We start from the raw sequence: 15,872 nt of genomic DNA, 5'->3' as shown, positions 1-15,872 counted from the left end.
AGAGGCGCTGCCTGCTCTCCCATTCTTAACGTTACATAAAATATTCGGCCGCTGCGCGGATATGCGCGTCCTGCCACCAGCTCCACGCTCCGATCTTCTCCGGCAAGGAGCGGAACACCATTTGCTCCTTCGAAACCGGGTGGGGCACGGAAACGGAGGTCGACCATAAAGCGATGTCGGAGAAGCCCGAGCCTTTGGCCGCGCCGTACTTAAGGTCGCCTGCCAGCGGACAGCCGATATGCGCCATCTGGGCGCGAATCTGATGCGGTCTGCCGGTATGCAGCCGAACGGCTACGAGACTATGCCGATTCGCGCTGGCCGCGACAGCATAGGCAAGCGAGGCGTCCTTGGCTTCCGGCGCCGGCGTATCGAATACCGATACTTGATTGCGCTTCTGGTCCTTGCGAATATAATGCCTCAGAGTCGCCTCCGGCTCAGCGGGAATCCCGTGCACAACGCACATATAGGTTTTGCCGAAGGAGCGGCTGCGGACAGACTCGGATAACCGGGAGGCGGCCTTCGACGTCTTGGCGAATATCATCGCTCCGCCTACGGGGCGGTCGAGACGGTGTACCAGACCTAGGAACACATTGCCGGGTTTATCATGACGTTCCTTCAGATCCGCTTTCAGCAGCGTCAGCATGTCCGGATCGCCCGTCTCGTCCTCCTGCGAAGGGATGCCGGGAGGCTTCACCACGGCGAGCAGATGGTTATCTTCGTACAGAACGGGAATGCGCATCACTTCGATTCCCAGCGTCCAAGAATGCCGCAAGGCAGATTCAAGCCGGTTCTCGTAATCGGAAGTCCGATTTCCCCGCAATGGATCGAACCGCCGAACTTGCCCGCCATCGTCATATGCAGCATATTGTGCAGAACCGTAGGGGACAGGCCGGTCGTGTAAGAGTTAATAAGCAGGAACAGAGGATTATTCGATAGTATGGTCGTGCAGAATTGTAGGAAAGGATACAGGTTTTCTTCGAGCTTCCATGTTTCCCCGTTCGGACCGCGACCGTAGGACGGAGGGTCCATAATTATCGCGTCGTATTGTCTTCCCCGGCGCTGCTCCCTCTGCACGAACTTGAAGACGTCATCGGTTATATAGCGAATCGGCGCGGACTCCAGTCCGGACAGCTGCGCATTCTCTTTGGCCCATTGGACCATTCCTTTGGCGGCATCGACATGGCATACCTCGGCACCCGCGGCCGCGGCGGCCACGGTAGCCCCTCCCGAATAAGCGAACAAGTTAAGAACGCGAATCGGCCGGCCGGCTCCGCGAATCTTGTCCATCATCCAGCTCCAATTGACGGCTTGCTCGGGGAACAACCCGGTATGCTTGAAATTCGTCGGCTTAATATGGAACGAAAGCTCGCCGTACGTAATCGTCCATCTTTCGGGCAGCGACTTCGTCATCTCCCACTTGCCGCCTCCCGAGGAACTGCGGTAATAGCGTCCGTCCGTCTTCTTCCAAGGACCGGATTCATCGGCGATCGGCCATATAATCTGAGGGTCCGGGCGCCGCAATATGTAGGCTCCCCATCGTTCGAGCTTGTCTCCTTCGCCGGTATCTATCACTTCGTAATCGGTCCATTTATCCGCGATGTACATCATTAAGGCATTCCTTCCTATTCTTCTTGACATTAGGCTTGTCATGTAATAATATCATCGCTTATTATAACGAAGCGAGGGGCACTAAGCAATGAATCTTACATAGGGGGCGTTATTTATTCGTAATCCATCTACAGGCTGGTATATAGGAATGGCAGCGGGCATCATCGGATTCGTCGCCGCATTCCTGACTCTACCGGAGCAAGGAGGCCATTCTCTCGATAGAGAGGTACAGGAGTGGATCGGAGGCTTGAGGAGCGATGGGCTGACATCCGTGATGGAGCTGCTGTCGGGCATCGGCTCCACGGTCGCGATCATCGTCATCACTTTAGGCGCCGCAGGCGTATTCGGCTATCTCTTCGGCTGGGGGTACGGGGGAATGTTCATCGGGGGCGTTCTCGGCGGCTTCGTGATTAATACGATTCTCAAAAACGCGATCGATCGGGTGAGGCCGGAAGAGGCCTGGGGGCTGTCGGCCGACGGCGCCAGCTTTCCCAGCGCTAACGCGATGCTCGGCTTCGTAATATTCGGACTCATGCTGATCGCCCTATGGCGGGAGACGAGATGGCCGGGCTTCGCGAAAGGAATCATAGGCGTCGTTGCAGCGGCCCTGATCTTGTTCATGGGATTGTGCCGAGTGTACTTCCACGTTCATTACGTATCGGATATATTGGCAGGGTACAGCGCCGGATTAGCCGTATTATGCGCAACCGTCATCATTGCGGATGGGATCCGGCGGAAGAAGAGAGGGTGAACAGCGAATGATGCATATCGAATGCGAGTGCGGCAATCGAACCGAACTGTTCGCGACCGGCGATCGCGACGAGCAGGGGCGCGAATTTATCGAGCTCGAGGATGACGACCGATTCAGCTTCGCGATCGGCGAAGACAGTATCGTATTTAAATGCGGCTTTTGCGGGTACCGCTATCGCTTGAAACGTTACGAATAGGCGAACTCAGTTGACATTGATAATCGTTATCGATATGATGAGTGAGAATAATACTCAAATGGGGAGCGATGACGATGTTTATCCAACTGCGCACGATCGTGGTAGAACCCGGCAACGCGGAGCAAGTCGCTGAACGATTCGGCCAGCCTGGCCATATCGATACGATGCCAGGACTTATTGACCGTACGGTTATGGTTAGCAGGAAGAGCAAGGAGTCGGAAGAAGTGATTGCCATGATTCGGTGGGAGTCAGAGGAAGCTTGGAAAAACTGGGAGAAGGACCCCGTTCATATCGCTGGACATCGAGAGAAGAGAGGGGAAGGCCCTCCAAGCTACGTCATTAGCAGCACCGTCAAAATGTACGACGTCAAAAAAGTATTTCAGGGAACTCCTGCCGGCGTCTAAAATTGCGTGATTGAATAACTCTAAATATAAGGGCTGCAGCAATCGAATCGGTTGCTGCAGCCCTTGTCATGATTACCAGCAGTAATATTTCTCCCAAATCTTCCAAGAGTCGTCCTTGTGATCATCCCACCAGCAGTAATCGTCCCACCAATCGTTATCCTTCACCCAATCCCAAAAGTCGTCCTTGTCGTAATGATTGGTATTCTTATCTTTGTCCTTGTTTTTGTCTTTGTCTTTGTCCTTGTCTTTATCCTTGTTCTTATCCTTATCTTTGTCCTTGCTGTAATCCTTGTTGTAGTCGTAGTCGTACCCGCTGTACTTGTCTCCCGACGATCCTCCGAAAAACGAGAAGATGGAGGAAAAAAATCCTTTGTTCTGATCGTTGTTGTAGCTCGAATAGCCCGAGGCGAACGCCGATGCCGGGAACGCGAGCAGTGCCAGAAGCGCGGTAAGGCCGATGATCCGTTTCATCATCTTCATCTGGATACACTCCCATTGTACGGTATTGAGAATATAAGGTGTTCTCTATAAAGAATTTTACCGCATAGGACTTCCGTTGTAAATGTCATTTTCCAGCATAGGGACGCTTTTCCCATATTCATAAAAGATGCCGGCCTCTGCAGGCCGGCATCGATTATTTAATAGGTTAAGGGATGACTTTCCATACATCCGCCGCCGGCGTTCCGGGCGTCTGGCCCTGCGTCCACCATCTGGCTTCGTAATTCACTCCGTTGTATGTTACTTTGTCCCCGCCCCAGTAGACGGTGGAAGCGTTCCAGGCCGGGTAAGTCGCAGGAGCGGCCGGGGTCGTTAGGCTTATGGCATTGCTCGCGGCCGAAACGTTGCCGGCGGCGTCCACGGCTTTGACCGTAAAGGTATATGCCGTATTCGCGGACAAGCCGGTCACTACATGCTCGATGGCTGTGCCGGATACAGTCGCGACAAGCGTGGTGCCGTTGAAAATACGGTAGCTGGTTACCCCTACGTTATCCGTGGAGGAGCCCCACATCAAATGAACGGATTGATGGGTCGGGGTTCCCATAATATGAAGTCCGGTTGGGGCCGTAGGCGCCGTCGAGTCGGGACCGGACACAGCTTGTGTCGTAAAGTTGGCCGTATTGCTCGCGTTCGATACATTGCCGGCCGCGTCGACGGCTTTGACCGTAATGTTGTATGTCGTATTCGAGGTCAATCCCGTCAAATTCAGTGACAATGCTCCGTTCGTGGAGCCGATCTGAGTGGAGCCGTTGTATATGCGGTAGCCGGTGACGCCGACGTTGTCGGTAGAAGCGGACCACGATACAGTGGCGCTGGTCGTGCCGATATTGGACGCGGCAAGATTGGCAGGAGCCGTAGGCGCCGTAGGATCGGTCGGCGCGCCGAACTGAACGTCGATCGCGTTATAGAAGGCGTTCGCCGTGTTGTCGACATCCCAAACCGCAAGGATGACATGATATCCGGAACGATCGGTCGGCACGTTGCACGTATGCGAATAGGTCATCGGGGGCTGCGCGCCGCCGTAGTTCACGGTGCAGAACGGCGTCAGCTCGAATTGGTCGCGAGTGAGCGGAGAGTTCGGGTTCCAGGTCGCTTTCGTAATAAAATATCGGAAGCTGGTCGTGGCATGGTTCGCCGTAAACTTCCAAGTAAACGTTTTTTGCCCGCCGGAGATCGCCACTTTGCTCCAGCGCGTGCTCGATTGTTCATCCAGCTTAGGGAAGATGCCGCCCGCGCTTGCTATTTTGCCGTCGGCGGGACCTGCGGCAGGGAAGCCTTTAGTCGTTTCCAAGCTTTGCGGTTCATAGACCACGGCCCCGCAGTCCGTATTCGTGCCTTGCTTGCAAAGGTAAGGACGGCTCGCGGGCGATTCCACGTAGCCGTGAGCGGAAGCTCTGTCGGATAATACAAACATACAAGCAAGCAGAACAAGCAGGAAGCCGCATGCAGCAATCGCTTTCACCATCAATTGCCTCGAATTTTGAAGCATCGTCATTAATCAATTACCTCCTAATGGGTTTGGATTCATGCGATCGCTAAGATGATGGTTGACGGATAACGGAGCTAGAAGCCTCCTTTCTGCAAATGATTATATAAACTCACGGAAGTGAGCTTATATCAGGTCTCACGGAAAGCGGGCGGGGAGACGCTGGAGTCGAACTCAACGTTAAGTATAGAGGGGAAGCTGAATGATGGGGAGGGGAATTTTCAGAGTAATCAAAATTTATCCCTCTAAAAATCGTTTATAATCGCTTCATACTCAATAAAATGATTTAATAAATCATGATTTGCAAAAAAAGAGACCCATAATCGGATCTATTGAATATGGCGATGTAGAAGGCGGGGCTCCGCGCCGCGATTTATCCGAGGTTTTCATCAGACTGCTTCTTCATACCGAGGAAGGTCATTCCCGCTTCCTGACTCGGCTTAAATGCGTAAGCCCGGTCATGCCAAGCATGCTGAAAGCTCGTGCCGGAAATCGGGTACATCGGATTTCGTTCGCGTTTGTTCCACAAAAAATAATAGCCGTCCTCATCCCGATCGACGATGGCTTGGCAGCCGAAGCCCTCGTAACGACCTCGAAGATGTCCGAATTCTGCTTCGGATAATGGGTAGGCGGGAGGCGGCTCCGGTATGGACGCATCCTGGCCGAATACGATTCCCGCCAACTGCTCGGCGAGAGCCGTAACGGGCACGAAGTCGTAATTGGACAACACGATGACGGTCACGCCGTCATCGGGGTAACGATGAAGCTCGCTGCGGTAGCCGCGGTAAGCGCCCCCGTGATAGACTCTGCGCCGTTCATGCTTACGATCTAGAAACCAGCCTAAGCCGTAACCGGCTTCCTCGTTAAGCAGTATAGGATCCATGACCTCTCTTCCAAGCAATGTGCCGGAATAGAAGGATTGATCCCATAGAAGCAAGTCCCGCGCGGTGGAATACATGCCTCCGGCGGTAAAGACGGAGCTCATGTCGATAAATTCCGCCGGCGACAGCTCATAGCCGGTTGAGTGATAGGCGCTGGCTAGCCCAGGGATCATATGCCGTCCATCGTTAAGGCCTGTATCCCGCATGCCTAGCGGCTCCAGGATCCTGGAGCGGAGGAAGGAGTCATAGCTTTCTCCGGCCGCGCGTTCGACGATCCATCCAAGCAAATAATACCCCGTATTATTATAAGCAAACGATTCTCCCGGTTTGAAGCTTGCGGGGACGTCCCGTAGCAGCGCCAGACATTCGTCCCGCGTCAGCGGCCACTTGTTCCAATTCGCGTTGTACGACGCGAGGCTCGTGAAGTTCGGCAGCCCGGAGCGATGCTGAAGCAAATGCCGAATCGTTATCGGTTCGCCGCGGTCGAATCGTTCGATGTATTCGGCGGCAGGGTCGTCTAGGCTCAGCCTGCCTTGTTCGGCTAAGAGCAGGACGGACATCGCCGTAAACGATTTAGTAACGGACCAAATTCCAAAGCGCGTATTCATCGAATTCGGGACCCCGTGCTCGACATTGGCGCCGCCGAATGCTTCTTCATAGACAATCGCCCCGTCGCGGGCGACCAATACCGTGCCGCTAAGCGGGTAACGATCCTTGTAGGCGTTCAGATACGCGCCGATTTTATTTTCCATTGTCATCCTTATGACCTCCCTAAAGGGTAATTCTACCACAGAACGCGCTGACTGCTATTTTCATCGATCACTTTTTTCGGGCGGAATGCTGAAAAAATTCCCAATATGCTTTATTCTTTTAATGCAAGAAGAAACGATTCACAGACAGTAAGGAGCTTAGGCGATGAACGAGAAACAGCTTGCCGGCGAGAAAGCGGCCGAATTCGTGAAGAACGGCATGACCGTCGGCTTAGGGACGGGTTCTACCGTGTATTATACCATTCGCCGGATCGGCGAGATGGTGAAGGAAGGCTTGACCATCAAAGCGGTATCGACTTCGTCGTCCACGACGCGATTGGCGGAAAGCCTGCGCATTCCGCTTGTCTCGATCGATGAAGCGGGGAAGCTCGATTTAACGATCGACGGCGCGGACGAAGTGGATCCGGCGTTTCGCGGGATCAAAGGAGGAGGAGGGGCGCTCTTCTTCGAAAAAATCGTTGCGGCGGCCTCCGAAAGGTCGATCTGGGTGGTCGGCTCCGATAAGCTGGTGGATCGGCTAGGGAGGTTCCCGCTGCCGGTGGAAGTCGTTCCGTTCGGCTATTCGCAAGTCTATCGGCGGCTATTCGACAAAGGCTTGAATCCAAAGCTGCGCATGTCGGGGGAGAACCGGTACATAACGGACAGCGGCAATTATATTATCGATTTGCAGCTTGGCGCGATCGGAGACCCGGAAGCGCTAAACGATTGGTTAAACGGGATAACGGGCGTTGTGGAGCACGGACTGTTCCTGGGGATGGCGAATGCCGTTGTCGTCGCGCGTCAAGATATCGTGGAAGTAAAGGAGAGGGAAAATGGATAAGCAAGCATCGGTGAAGCTGCCCATAGCGGCGTTCGCGGAGAAGCGGGTGACCTGGCTCGAGCTGTTCTACGATCTGCTCTTCGTGGCTGCGGTCGCGAAGGCGAGCCATGTGCTCCTTCATATGGAGGACGGCGTCATTCCGTTCGAATATTTGGGGAAGTTCGTTCTTATCTTTGTTCCCATTTGGTGGGCTTGGGTAGGTCAATCCCTATTCAATAACCGCTTCGGCCAAGATTTATTGTCGCATCGCCTGTTTATGATCATGCAATTATTTTTCGTGCTCATTATGACGGCCAGCCTCAACGTGGATTTCGACCGCTACTACATGCCGTTTCTTATCGGCTATACCGGCCTGAGGGCGGTAACGGCCATTCAGTATTTGTCCGTCCGAGGCAATGGAGACTCCTCTCATCATCAAGCTGCGGCCCGCTTCCTCGGCAGATGCTTTTGGATCGGCCTCGCGATTTCGGCGAGCTCGCTGTTCTTCGACGGATGGGTACGCTACGTTGTCCTGTACGCCGGCATCGCCGTCGACATTCTCATCCCGATCGCGGGCAGAAAGTATTTGGTGAAAAGCCCCATTCAAACGCATCATCTTTTGGAACGCTTTTCATTGTTCACGTTAATCTTCCTGGGCGAATCCGTCGTGAGCGCCCTTGCCATCCTCGAATCGATCGAATGGTCATGGTCGTCCATCGGTTATGCGTCGGTCTCTTTCTTCCTGATCATCGCCATATGGTGGCATTATTTCGAGAACGTCGAGAAGCGGGTGAACAAGCATAAAGAAACGGCGGGACAAACGATCATATACGGGCATTTCTTTATTTATTTCTCCTTATGCATGCTCGCGGCATCGATTCAATTGCTGTTACTGGAGCAATTCGATTATAGGTTCATGATCGGCTTCGTTTTTGGATCGGCTGCGCTCTACTTCTTGTCGACCGCGATTGTTTTCCATCGGTATCGGCAGTCGCATCAGGTTTGGAGAAACGATCATTTCGCCAGCCTGGCGGCATTGCTTGCGCTGTTTGCCGCGTTCGATACGTTCGTCGAAGTGCCGGGGTATGTCATTCTCTTGGAAATGTTTCTATTTTTTGCAGCGTACGCTTTCCTGTCGAGCCGGTCATCCCAAGCTGTAACCGAAACCAAATCAACCGTCGCGTAAAGGAGAATGGGTTGTGCTATTGCTGGATCGTTTTGTCAATGAATACTGGCCTGAGAGAATTGGGGAGATTCGACAGAAGGAAGGAGGGTGGAACAATTCGACCTTCGTCATTCTGAACGGGAATAAACGATCCGTCTTGCGGATTTACAATACGCATAAGGATCGGGGCAAAATCGAATTCGAGCATCGCGTGCTCGAACGTCTGGCGGCTTGTCCGCTGGCGTTCGCGGTCCCAACGCCGATAGCCGCTCGGAACGGAGAGACGATCGCGCGGCTGGACGACGGCAGCGGACGTTACGCTTGTCTGTTCAGCTATATCGAAGGCGCCGCAGCGGTGGCAGACATCTCCGACTATGCCTGGTCCTTCGGTCAGGCAGCCGGGGGATTGACCGCGGCATTGGCGGCCATTGATCCCGCGATCCCGCCGGTTTATCCTCCCTATTACCGGTTAAAGGAAGCTTATCCTTTATGCGATTCGGATACCGTTCTGGATTTTTGCCGCAATCCGCATGAGCCGTTCCGCCATCTTAAGGGGGAGCTGGCTCTGCTGGAAACGGCTTACACAGCTGCTATGTCATCGCTTGACGGGCTGGAGAAGCTGCCGCATCAGCTGGTGCATGGCGATCTGAACGGCTCTAATCTGCTGCTGGATCCGTTGTCGCCGAGCAAGGTTTCGGCTCTGCTGGATTTTGAATTCTGCACATGGGATGTTCGGGCTATGGAGGCGGCCGTTATTTTGTCCGGCATGCTGGGGACGGAGAGGGAACGGGAGGCGGTGCGTTCGTTCTGCGAAGGCTATGCCGGCAAAGTACGTCTGCTAGGGGAAGAAATCGAAGCGCTGCCCATTCTGCTTCGCCTTCGCGTCGTCGACGTGTTCCTGCATTTCCTAAGCCGATATTTGCATGGCACGGACGATAGCGTGGTTCTCGTTCAGCAAATCGGGTCGCAGGCATCGAGTCTGAAGCAGCTGGACGGCAAGGAGTGGCTGTCGCGAGAGATTGGGATTCTTGTTTAATAGAACCGGTACTTGGTTCATCCAGGTGCCGGTTTTTTTGTTGGGCCGAAACATACTCCGTTTGTCGAAGCTTGTTGTTTTAACGCGATTGAAATAGGCAATAACTGAAAGTACCTCTTCTGGAAAGCGGTGCTTGGGTGAGAAAGAGAATCTATTTGTCGCAACAGAATACGCGCTCCAAGGACGAAGCCAACGAGAAGGATCATAAGCCGCTGTCCAAACAGCTGCAGCAGAATGTCGATTATATCCATTATCGACTGCATTCGCCTGGAGATCTGATTACAAAAGAAATCGAGCTCGGCGAATCCGGTTTATCGTGCGTGATTATGAATCTGGATGGCATGATCGACAAGACGATCGTTCACCAACAGCTCATGAAGCCGATGATTGCGTTCGGCTCGCAATTGGACGCCGAGTCGCTCGCCGATCCGGAGCGTATCGTGAAACGTCTGAAGGACGAGGTGCTGCCGACGGAGGAAGTGCTGTCCATCTATCGGATGGACGACGCGTTGTACGCGATCTTATCGGGAGATACGTGTCTCTTCTTGAACGGAACCGGCCATGCGCTCGTTATTGGAACGAAGGGATGGCTGCGAAGATCAATCGAGGAGCCGCAGACCGAATCCACGATTAGAGGGCCCAAGGACGGATTCACCGAAGATATACGAACGAACAGCTCGCTGATTCGGCGACGAATCAAGGATTCGGATCTCCGAATGGATTCCCATCTTATCGGCAGCCGAGGAAGACGGGAAGTTATGGTCGCTTATATGCAAGACATCGTCAATCCGAAGCTGGTAGACGAAGTGAAGAAACGGCTGCTGTCCATCCAGATCGACGACGTGGAGGGCTCGGGTTATATCGAGCAGTGGATTTCGGACAGCTTCCTGTCTCCGTTCCCGCAAATCCTGAACACGGAGCGCCCCGATCGGTTCGCTGCATCACTGCTTCAAGGGAGAGTCGGACTGCTGGTCGACGGCACGCCTTTCCAGCTTGTCATGCCCATCAGCATATCCGACGCCTTCAAGTCGCCGGAGGATTATTACCAGCATTGGCTGCTCTCGTCTCTGATTCGGGCGTTAAGATATATATCTACGTTCGTCGCCACATTCCTTCCCGGGTTCTATATCGCGCTGGCGGAATATCATCACGGCATGATACCGTCGAATATCGCTTTTTCGATCGCCTCCGCGAGAGAAGGCGTCCCGTTCCCCGTATTTATCGAAGCGATGCTGATGGAAGCGACGCTCGAGATTTTGCGGGAAGCCGGGGTAAGACTACCCAAGCCGATCGGCCAGACGATCGGCATCGTCGGCGGTCTTGTCATCGGAGAAGCGGCGGTGTCGGCGGGGCTGGTCAGTCCGGTTATGGTCATCGTGGTGGCGGTTACCGCGATCGCGTCTTTTACGCTTCCGTCGTATTCGTTCGGAATCGTGACGCGCATTTTGCGTTTTTTCATTATGATGCTGGCATCCGTGCTCGGATTGTTCGGCGTTATTTTAGGCTTTCTGATTATATGCATCCATCTGGTTAACCTGAAGAGCTTCGGCTTGCCGTATCTTACGCCGATATCTCCGTTGTTCTTGTCGGACTGGAAGGATTTGATTCTTCGGGCTCCGGTCACGTTCATCCGGAAGAGACCGGAGATGCTTCAAACAGAGGACAAAAATCGGTTGAACGACTAACTTAGGAGGGAGTGATCGGCTTTGGGCATGCGCAGCTGGGAATACGGGGACGAGCGTATCGGGCAGAAGGAAATGGTGCTCACGACCAGCTCGCTTATGATCGGGGTCGGCATCTTAACCTTGCCGCGAACGATCGCGCAAGCGACGAACGCCTCCGACGGATGGCTCTCCATCCTGCTTGCGGGAGGAGCGGCAATCTTCATTGCATGGCTTCTGGCAAGGCTGAGCACGAGATTCCGGAATCGGACGTTCCTAGAATATACGTCCGAAGTGGCGTCTCGGCCGGTCGCGTACGTCGTAGGAGGATTGTTCGCGTTTTATTTTTTGATCTTCTGCGCGTACATTACGCGCTCCGTCGCGGAGATGAGCAAGCAGTACCTGTTCGATCGCACGCCGCTCGAGGTTATATCGCTGTGCTTTATGCTGATCGTGATCTACGCCGTATCGGGCTCCCGGACGGGGCTTGTACGTCTAACGGTGCTATTCCTTCCGTTCGTCTTCATTACGACGATCGTTTTCCTGCTGCTCAGCATTAATTTGTTCGAGGTGGACAAGCTGCTGCCTTTATTCCATAGCGACTGGAAGACGATTCTGGAAGGCTCGCAGAAATCCATCTTCTCCTTCCTTGGCTTCGAGGCGCTGCTCTTCTATAACTCGCTGTCGAGAAAACCCGAGAAGACGCCGAAAACGGCCGTCATTAGTGTGCTTATTTCGGTGCTCTTGTACGTGATGATCTACGTCTTCACGATCGCCGTGTTCTCCAATGAAGTGACGCGGAACATCATGTACCCTACGCTTGAGCTGGCCCGAGAGGTATCGGTGCCGGGGGAGTTTTTCGAGCGTCTGGAATCTTTGTTCCTCATGTTCTGGGTGATGTCTATCTTCACGACTTCCGCGATCGCGCTCGACGTGTCCATTCAATCGCTCCGTTTTTTTACGAAAATCGATAAAAAGAAGCTGCTGTATGTACTCGGGCCCATCATCTATCTGATCTCCATGTCGCCGCAAAATATCGTGCAGCTATCCAATTTAGGCACGCTCATCAGCTACCTGGGCATGCTGACGGCGATCGCCATCCCCGTGCTTCTTCTTGTCTATGTGAAGCTAAGAGAGGCGATTGGACATGGCTAAACGTCTATTGCTGCTTGCCGCATGCTTCCTGATTATGCTACCGTTGTCCGGCTGCTGGGATCAAATCGAGCTTGAGCAGAGGGGGTTCGTCATAGGCGTGGCAATCGACGAGGGGAAAATGCCGGAGGATGAGGGAAAGAAGGGAGCCAAGCAGAGCTTTCGCGTCACCTTTCAGGAGGTTATTCCGGCAGGTCTTCGCCAGACTAGCCAATCCGGGGGCTCGCTTGCGGGAGATTCCTATTTCAACATTACGCTGGAAGGCAGGACGATGCTGTCCGTTATCGCGAAGATGTCTTCCATGACGAGCCGTACCCCTTTCTTCGAGCATTTGAAGCTGGTCATCATATCGGAGAAGGTCGCCAGTACGAAGTATGGCTTCGCCAACGTGCTCGATTATTTCCTCCGGAACAACGACGCCCGCCGGAGCGTTGCGGTCATGGTCGCCAAAGGAGAAGCCAAATCGGTGCTCGACACGCTGCCTCAAGGCGAAAAAACGCCGGTCATGTTCGTGCAGTCGATTTCCAAAAATCAAGACAGCTACAGAATGGTGCCGGAGACGCGGATCGGCGACGTTCATGAGTATTTGCTGAAAAAGGAAAGCTTCGTCGTCCAGAAGGTGAACACCAAAGGGAATTATATTTCGTTGATCGGCGCGGCGGTCATGGACGGCATGGACAATAATTTGGTCGGGACGTTAAATGAGACGGAGACGGAAGGGTATAATTTCCTGCACGAAGGGATTAAAGGCGGCGTCTTGGAAATCTTGATCGGCGATAACCTCGTCGCATTCAAGGTCGAACGTGTAGACCGCAAAATAAAGGCTGTCACGGAGGATCTCGCCCGTATTCGGTTCGAAATCGAGTTGAACGTGGAAGGGAGCATGCTGGAGGCTTTCGAACGGAAAGACTATTTGAAAGACGCGACCATCAACGAGCTGGAGGAGAAAGTAACCGATTCGATTAAACAGCTGGTTGAACAAACGATAAGCAAAACGCAAAAGGAATTAAAAAAGGATGTGCTCGGACTAGGCACTCATCTGAAGGAGCAGCATCCGAAGGTATGGGATCGCGTCAGCAACAACTGGGATACGGGCGACAATTATTTCGCGTCAAGCCAAATAGTAGTGACGGCGGAGGTCGGCCTCAGGCGGATCGGATCCGTGAACAATACGGAAGAACGAGGCGAGTAGGGAGGAGGCGGAGGATGTTATCCATAGGACAGGTGCCGTCAGGGTTAAGCTTTGTGTGCGCTCTTCTTACGCTAGTGATTCCGCTAGCGTTCAATATCGTCGTCAAGCAAGTCAAGAAGCATGGAAACCCGCCATGGAAGAAGAGCAATCGGTGGTAAAGTGAATAAACGAACCCTCCTGTCCGTTTAAGGACCGGAGGGTTCGTAGTTGTGAATCAGGAGGACTTGGCGCGCAGAATTTTCGTCCAGAGATCAGCGTCCTCATAGCCGAGCCGCCAGAAGGCGACGCCCGCCAAATCGTATTTCTTCGCGATGGCGATCCGCTTCAGCACCGTGTCGTGGGTTTCGGCCCAAAATACGTGCGTGTAGCCGTCTTTGACGTACGTATATTTGGTTTGGCCGGATTCCGCATCGAATACGCCTACGGCGTTCTGCTCCGCGATAAGCTCCGGCAGCTCCTTCATCAGAATCGCGCGATTGTCGACCAGCTTTCCCGCCGCGTCGATGCGCCATTCCCTCACGTAGAAGGGGATGCCCAGCATGAGCTTGCTGCGGGGGATGCCGTAATCCAAATATTGTTTGACGCCCTCTTCGACCCAATGGAGGCCAGCCACGGAGCCCGGCTCCTTGCTGCCTCTCCAGTGCTCGTCGTACGCCATAACGATGACCGTATCGACGATCGCGCCGATAGCGGCATGATCATAAGCGGTAAGATGATTCCAAGCGGCATCGCCTCGGAGAAGATCGATCGATACCTTCAATTTTTTGGCATGCGCGGCTGTCGTCAGCTGCTTCACGAAGGCGGTAAAGGCGGCGCGGTCCGAAGCGGCCACCTCCTCGAAATCGAGATTGATGCCGTGAACGCCCAGAGCCGACGCTTTGGCCACCAGTGCTCCGATGAACTTCGTCTGTGCGGCTTTGTTCGTCAGAAATTCGGTCGTCAGGCTCCGGTCGAACCCGTTATGAACAAGAGGCGTCACTAAGATGTCTTGCTCTTTAAGCGCATTCACGACGGCGATATCCGACGTGTCCTTCATCGTGCCGTCAGCGTCCGTCAGCTCGAACCAGGTCGGCGAATCGATCGACAATCCTTGCGTATTGGCGACATGGTTCATAATCGTCTGACTGCCGCTGCTGCCGTTCCAGCCGAGAAGCTGCAGCGTTTTCGCGTTATTCCACAGCTTCCGTCCGTCTAACGTCCGGATGGAGATGTTCGCGTAATATTTGGCATAGGCAAGGGCGGACGATAGCTTGTGGAACGTTTTTATTTTTTTGTCGCCTTGATATACCTCCAAGTAGGGGTAGCTCGACCATAGCTGCTTACCCTCCAGCAATACCTCGGCATTCGCGAGCGTCTTCGCGTATTTGACGGCCGGCTCAAGTCCGATATACGTCTTGATGAGCTTTCCGTTCTGGCGCACTTCGTATGCCGGCACGTTGGAATACACGATTTTGTCCTTGCCCGTATGGACGACTTGGCTGTTCGGAAGCTGGAGCGACGCGGCGACGGCATCCTTCAAGAAGGAATAAACCGCCGAATCCGGAACGGGCTCGCCGTCCAACTCCAATTGATAAACGGGATCCGCCGCTTTCTGCGCGGCGACCTGCGCCGCCGTCAGGTTATCCCAGATCCAAGCGTTCGTGGATAAGTCGATAATATGGGCGTTGGCCCATTTTTTTGCTTCTTTTTTGGCGTCTTCGAGCGTTCGGAAGCCCCAATTCGGCAAGGTCGCGTCGCCTTGATAGAGCCGGAATTTGGAGAACGTGTCGAAGCTCCAGCCGACATTTTGCAGGTCGCGGACATAGGCGTCCTTCATGGTTTTGGCGACCGCGGCCGCCTGATCGAAGGTGCGGAATTCCCACTTGGCGATCGATGTTCCGTTCGCATAGACCTTATAGCGAGGGAAGTTATCCCAGAGCCACTTCCGGTCCGAGATCGTCTCGACGTGGCTGTAGGCGTAACCGCCGGCGTAGCGGATCGCGTCGCCCTCCTTGGCGAATTCTTTGAGCGGCATATCGTTCTGGTAGACGCGGAACTTGGTCATGCCGGAGCCGAGAGCCGCCGCATCTGCCTCGCGGGCGGGCGCGGCGATGGACGTCAGCAGCATCGCGACAGCGGCGAGCAGCGTTAGCTTCTTGATCATGCTGGTTCTTATCTCCTCCCCAATCTATTCATCTATTAGACGCGAGATAGATGGGAGAGTTGCTGTAGTAATTCGTGGAAACAACAAAACATCCCGCTTCCGGTAAGGAAGGGGATGTCGGAATGAACGA

The 15,872-nt window shown here is 53.8% G+C and carries 16 protein-coding genes; 10 read left to right on the top strand and 6 right to left on the bottom strand.

Annotated features, from left to right (window positions below; genetic code table 11):
* Positions 1-31 precede the first annotated feature (31 nt).
* Together NQZ67_RS03475 and NQZ67_RS03470 are read right to left on the bottom strand one after the other, a co-directional pair.
* Positions 32-739 (bottom strand): RluA family pseudouridine synthase, encoded by a 708-nt coding sequence (locus NQZ67_RS03475; protein WP_257442813.1) that lies wholly within the window; start codon positions 737-739, stop codon positions 32-34.
* Positions 739-1,605, bottom strand: coding sequence for a class I SAM-dependent methyltransferase (locus tag NQZ67_RS03470; protein WP_257443361.1), 867 nt, complete (start codon positions 1,603-1,605; stop codon positions 739-741). Before NQZ67_RS03470 ends, NQZ67_RS03475 begins: the two co-directional genes overlap by 1 nt.
* A gap of 151 nt (positions 1,606-1,756) precedes the next feature.
* Here NQZ67_RS03470 and NQZ67_RS03465 point away from each other — a divergent pair, with 151 nt between their 5' ends.
* The 3 genes from NQZ67_RS03465 (at position 1,757) to NQZ67_RS03455 (ending at position 2,959) form a co-directional block, all read left to right on the top strand.
* Positions 1,757-2,359 (top strand): phosphatase PAP2 family protein, encoded by a 603-nt coding sequence (locus NQZ67_RS03465; RefSeq protein WP_257442811.1) that lies wholly within the window; start codon positions 1,757-1,759, stop codon positions 2,357-2,359.
* Positions 2,360-2,366: 7 nt separating this feature from the next.
* Positions 2,367-2,555, top strand: a complete 189-nt coding sequence (locus NQZ67_RS03460; protein ID WP_257442809.1) for a hypothetical protein — start codon at positions 2,367-2,369, stop codon at positions 2,553-2,555.
* Between the two features lie 74 nt (positions 2,556-2,629).
* Positions 2,630-2,959, top strand: a complete 330-nt coding sequence (locus tag NQZ67_RS03455; RefSeq protein WP_257442807.1) for an antibiotic biosynthesis monooxygenase — start codon at positions 2,630-2,632, stop codon at positions 2,957-2,959.
* 72 nt (positions 2,960-3,031) lie between these two features.
* Here the strand turns inward: NQZ67_RS03455 and NQZ67_RS03450 are convergent, their stop codons facing one another.
* The 3 genes from NQZ67_RS03450 to NQZ67_RS03440 form a co-directional block, all read right to left on the bottom strand.
* On the bottom strand, positions 3,032-3,439 hold the full coding sequence (locus NQZ67_RS03450) for a hypothetical protein (protein WP_257442805.1): 408 nt from the start codon (positions 3,437-3,439) through the stop codon (positions 3,032-3,034).
* A 166-nt stretch (positions 3,440-3,605) separates the two neighbouring features.
* A complete protein-coding gene (locus NQZ67_RS03445; protein ID WP_257442804.1) occupies positions 3,606-4,952 on the bottom strand; it encodes a lytic polysaccharide monooxygenase in 1,347 nt (448 codons plus the stop codon).
* A gap of 364 nt (positions 4,953-5,316) precedes the next feature.
* A complete protein-coding gene (locus NQZ67_RS03440; RefSeq protein ID WP_257442803.1) occupies positions 5,317-6,582 on the bottom strand; it encodes a serine hydrolase domain-containing protein in 1,266 nt (421 codons plus the stop codon).
* 157 nt (positions 6,583-6,739) lie between these two features.
* On the opposite strand from NQZ67_RS03440, the gene rpiA reads away from it, so the two are divergent.
* The 7 genes from rpiA to NQZ67_RS03405 all read left to right on the top strand — a co-directional run bounded on the left by rpiA (position 6,740) and on the right by NQZ67_RS03405 (position 13,757).
* On the top strand, positions 6,740-7,414 hold the full coding sequence (gene rpiA, locus NQZ67_RS03435) for a ribose-5-phosphate isomerase RpiA (RefSeq protein ID WP_257442801.1): 675 nt from the start codon (positions 6,740-6,742) through the stop codon (positions 7,412-7,414).
* Positions 7,407-8,579, top strand: a complete 1,173-nt coding sequence (locus NQZ67_RS03430; RefSeq protein WP_257442799.1) for a low temperature requirement protein A — start codon at positions 7,407-7,409, stop codon at positions 8,577-8,579. The genes rpiA and NQZ67_RS03430 overlap by 8 nt, the downstream gene beginning before the upstream one ends.
* A gap of 13 nt (positions 8,580-8,592) precedes the next feature.
* Positions 8,593-9,594, top strand: coding sequence for a phosphotransferase (locus tag NQZ67_RS03425; RefSeq protein WP_257442797.1), 1,002 nt, complete (start codon positions 8,593-8,595; stop codon positions 9,592-9,594).
* A 137-nt stretch (positions 9,595-9,731) separates the two neighbouring features.
* A complete protein-coding gene (locus tag NQZ67_RS03420) occupies positions 9,732-11,279 on the top strand; it encodes a spore germination protein (protein WP_257442787.1) in 1,548 nt (515 codons plus the stop codon).
* A gap of 27 nt (positions 11,280-11,306) precedes the next feature.
* Positions 11,307-12,410: a GerAB/ArcD/ProY family transporter gene (locus tag NQZ67_RS03415; RefSeq protein WP_257443359.1), complete on the top strand. Its 1,104-nt coding sequence runs from the start codon at positions 11,307-11,309 to the stop codon at positions 12,408-12,410.
* Positions 12,403-13,599: a Ger(x)C family spore germination protein gene (locus NQZ67_RS03410; RefSeq protein ID WP_257442785.1), complete on the top strand. Its 1,197-nt coding sequence runs from the start codon at positions 12,403-12,405 to the stop codon at positions 13,597-13,599. The genes NQZ67_RS03415 and NQZ67_RS03410 overlap by 8 nt, the downstream gene beginning before the upstream one ends.
* A gap of 14 nt (positions 13,600-13,613) precedes the next feature.
* Entirely contained in the window at positions 13,614-13,757 is a 144-nt protein-coding gene (locus NQZ67_RS03405) for a hypothetical protein (RefSeq protein WP_257442784.1), read from the top strand.
* Between the two features lie 56 nt (positions 13,758-13,813).
* On the opposite strand, the gene NQZ67_RS03400 is transcribed toward NQZ67_RS03405, so the two are convergent.
* Positions 13,814-15,742, bottom strand: a complete 1,929-nt coding sequence (locus tag NQZ67_RS03400; protein WP_257442782.1) for a glycosyl hydrolase family 18 protein — start codon at positions 15,740-15,742, stop codon at positions 13,814-13,816.
* Positions 15,743-15,872: the final 130 nt, after the last annotated feature.

This window comes from Paenibacillus soyae, assembly GCF_024623455.1.
GTDB lineage: Bacteria > Bacillota > Bacilli > Paenibacillales > Paenibacillaceae > Pristimantibacillus > Pristimantibacillus soyae.
The sequence above is the reverse complement of the archived record's forward strand: the minus strand, read 5'-3'. Positions and strand labels throughout refer to the sequence as shown.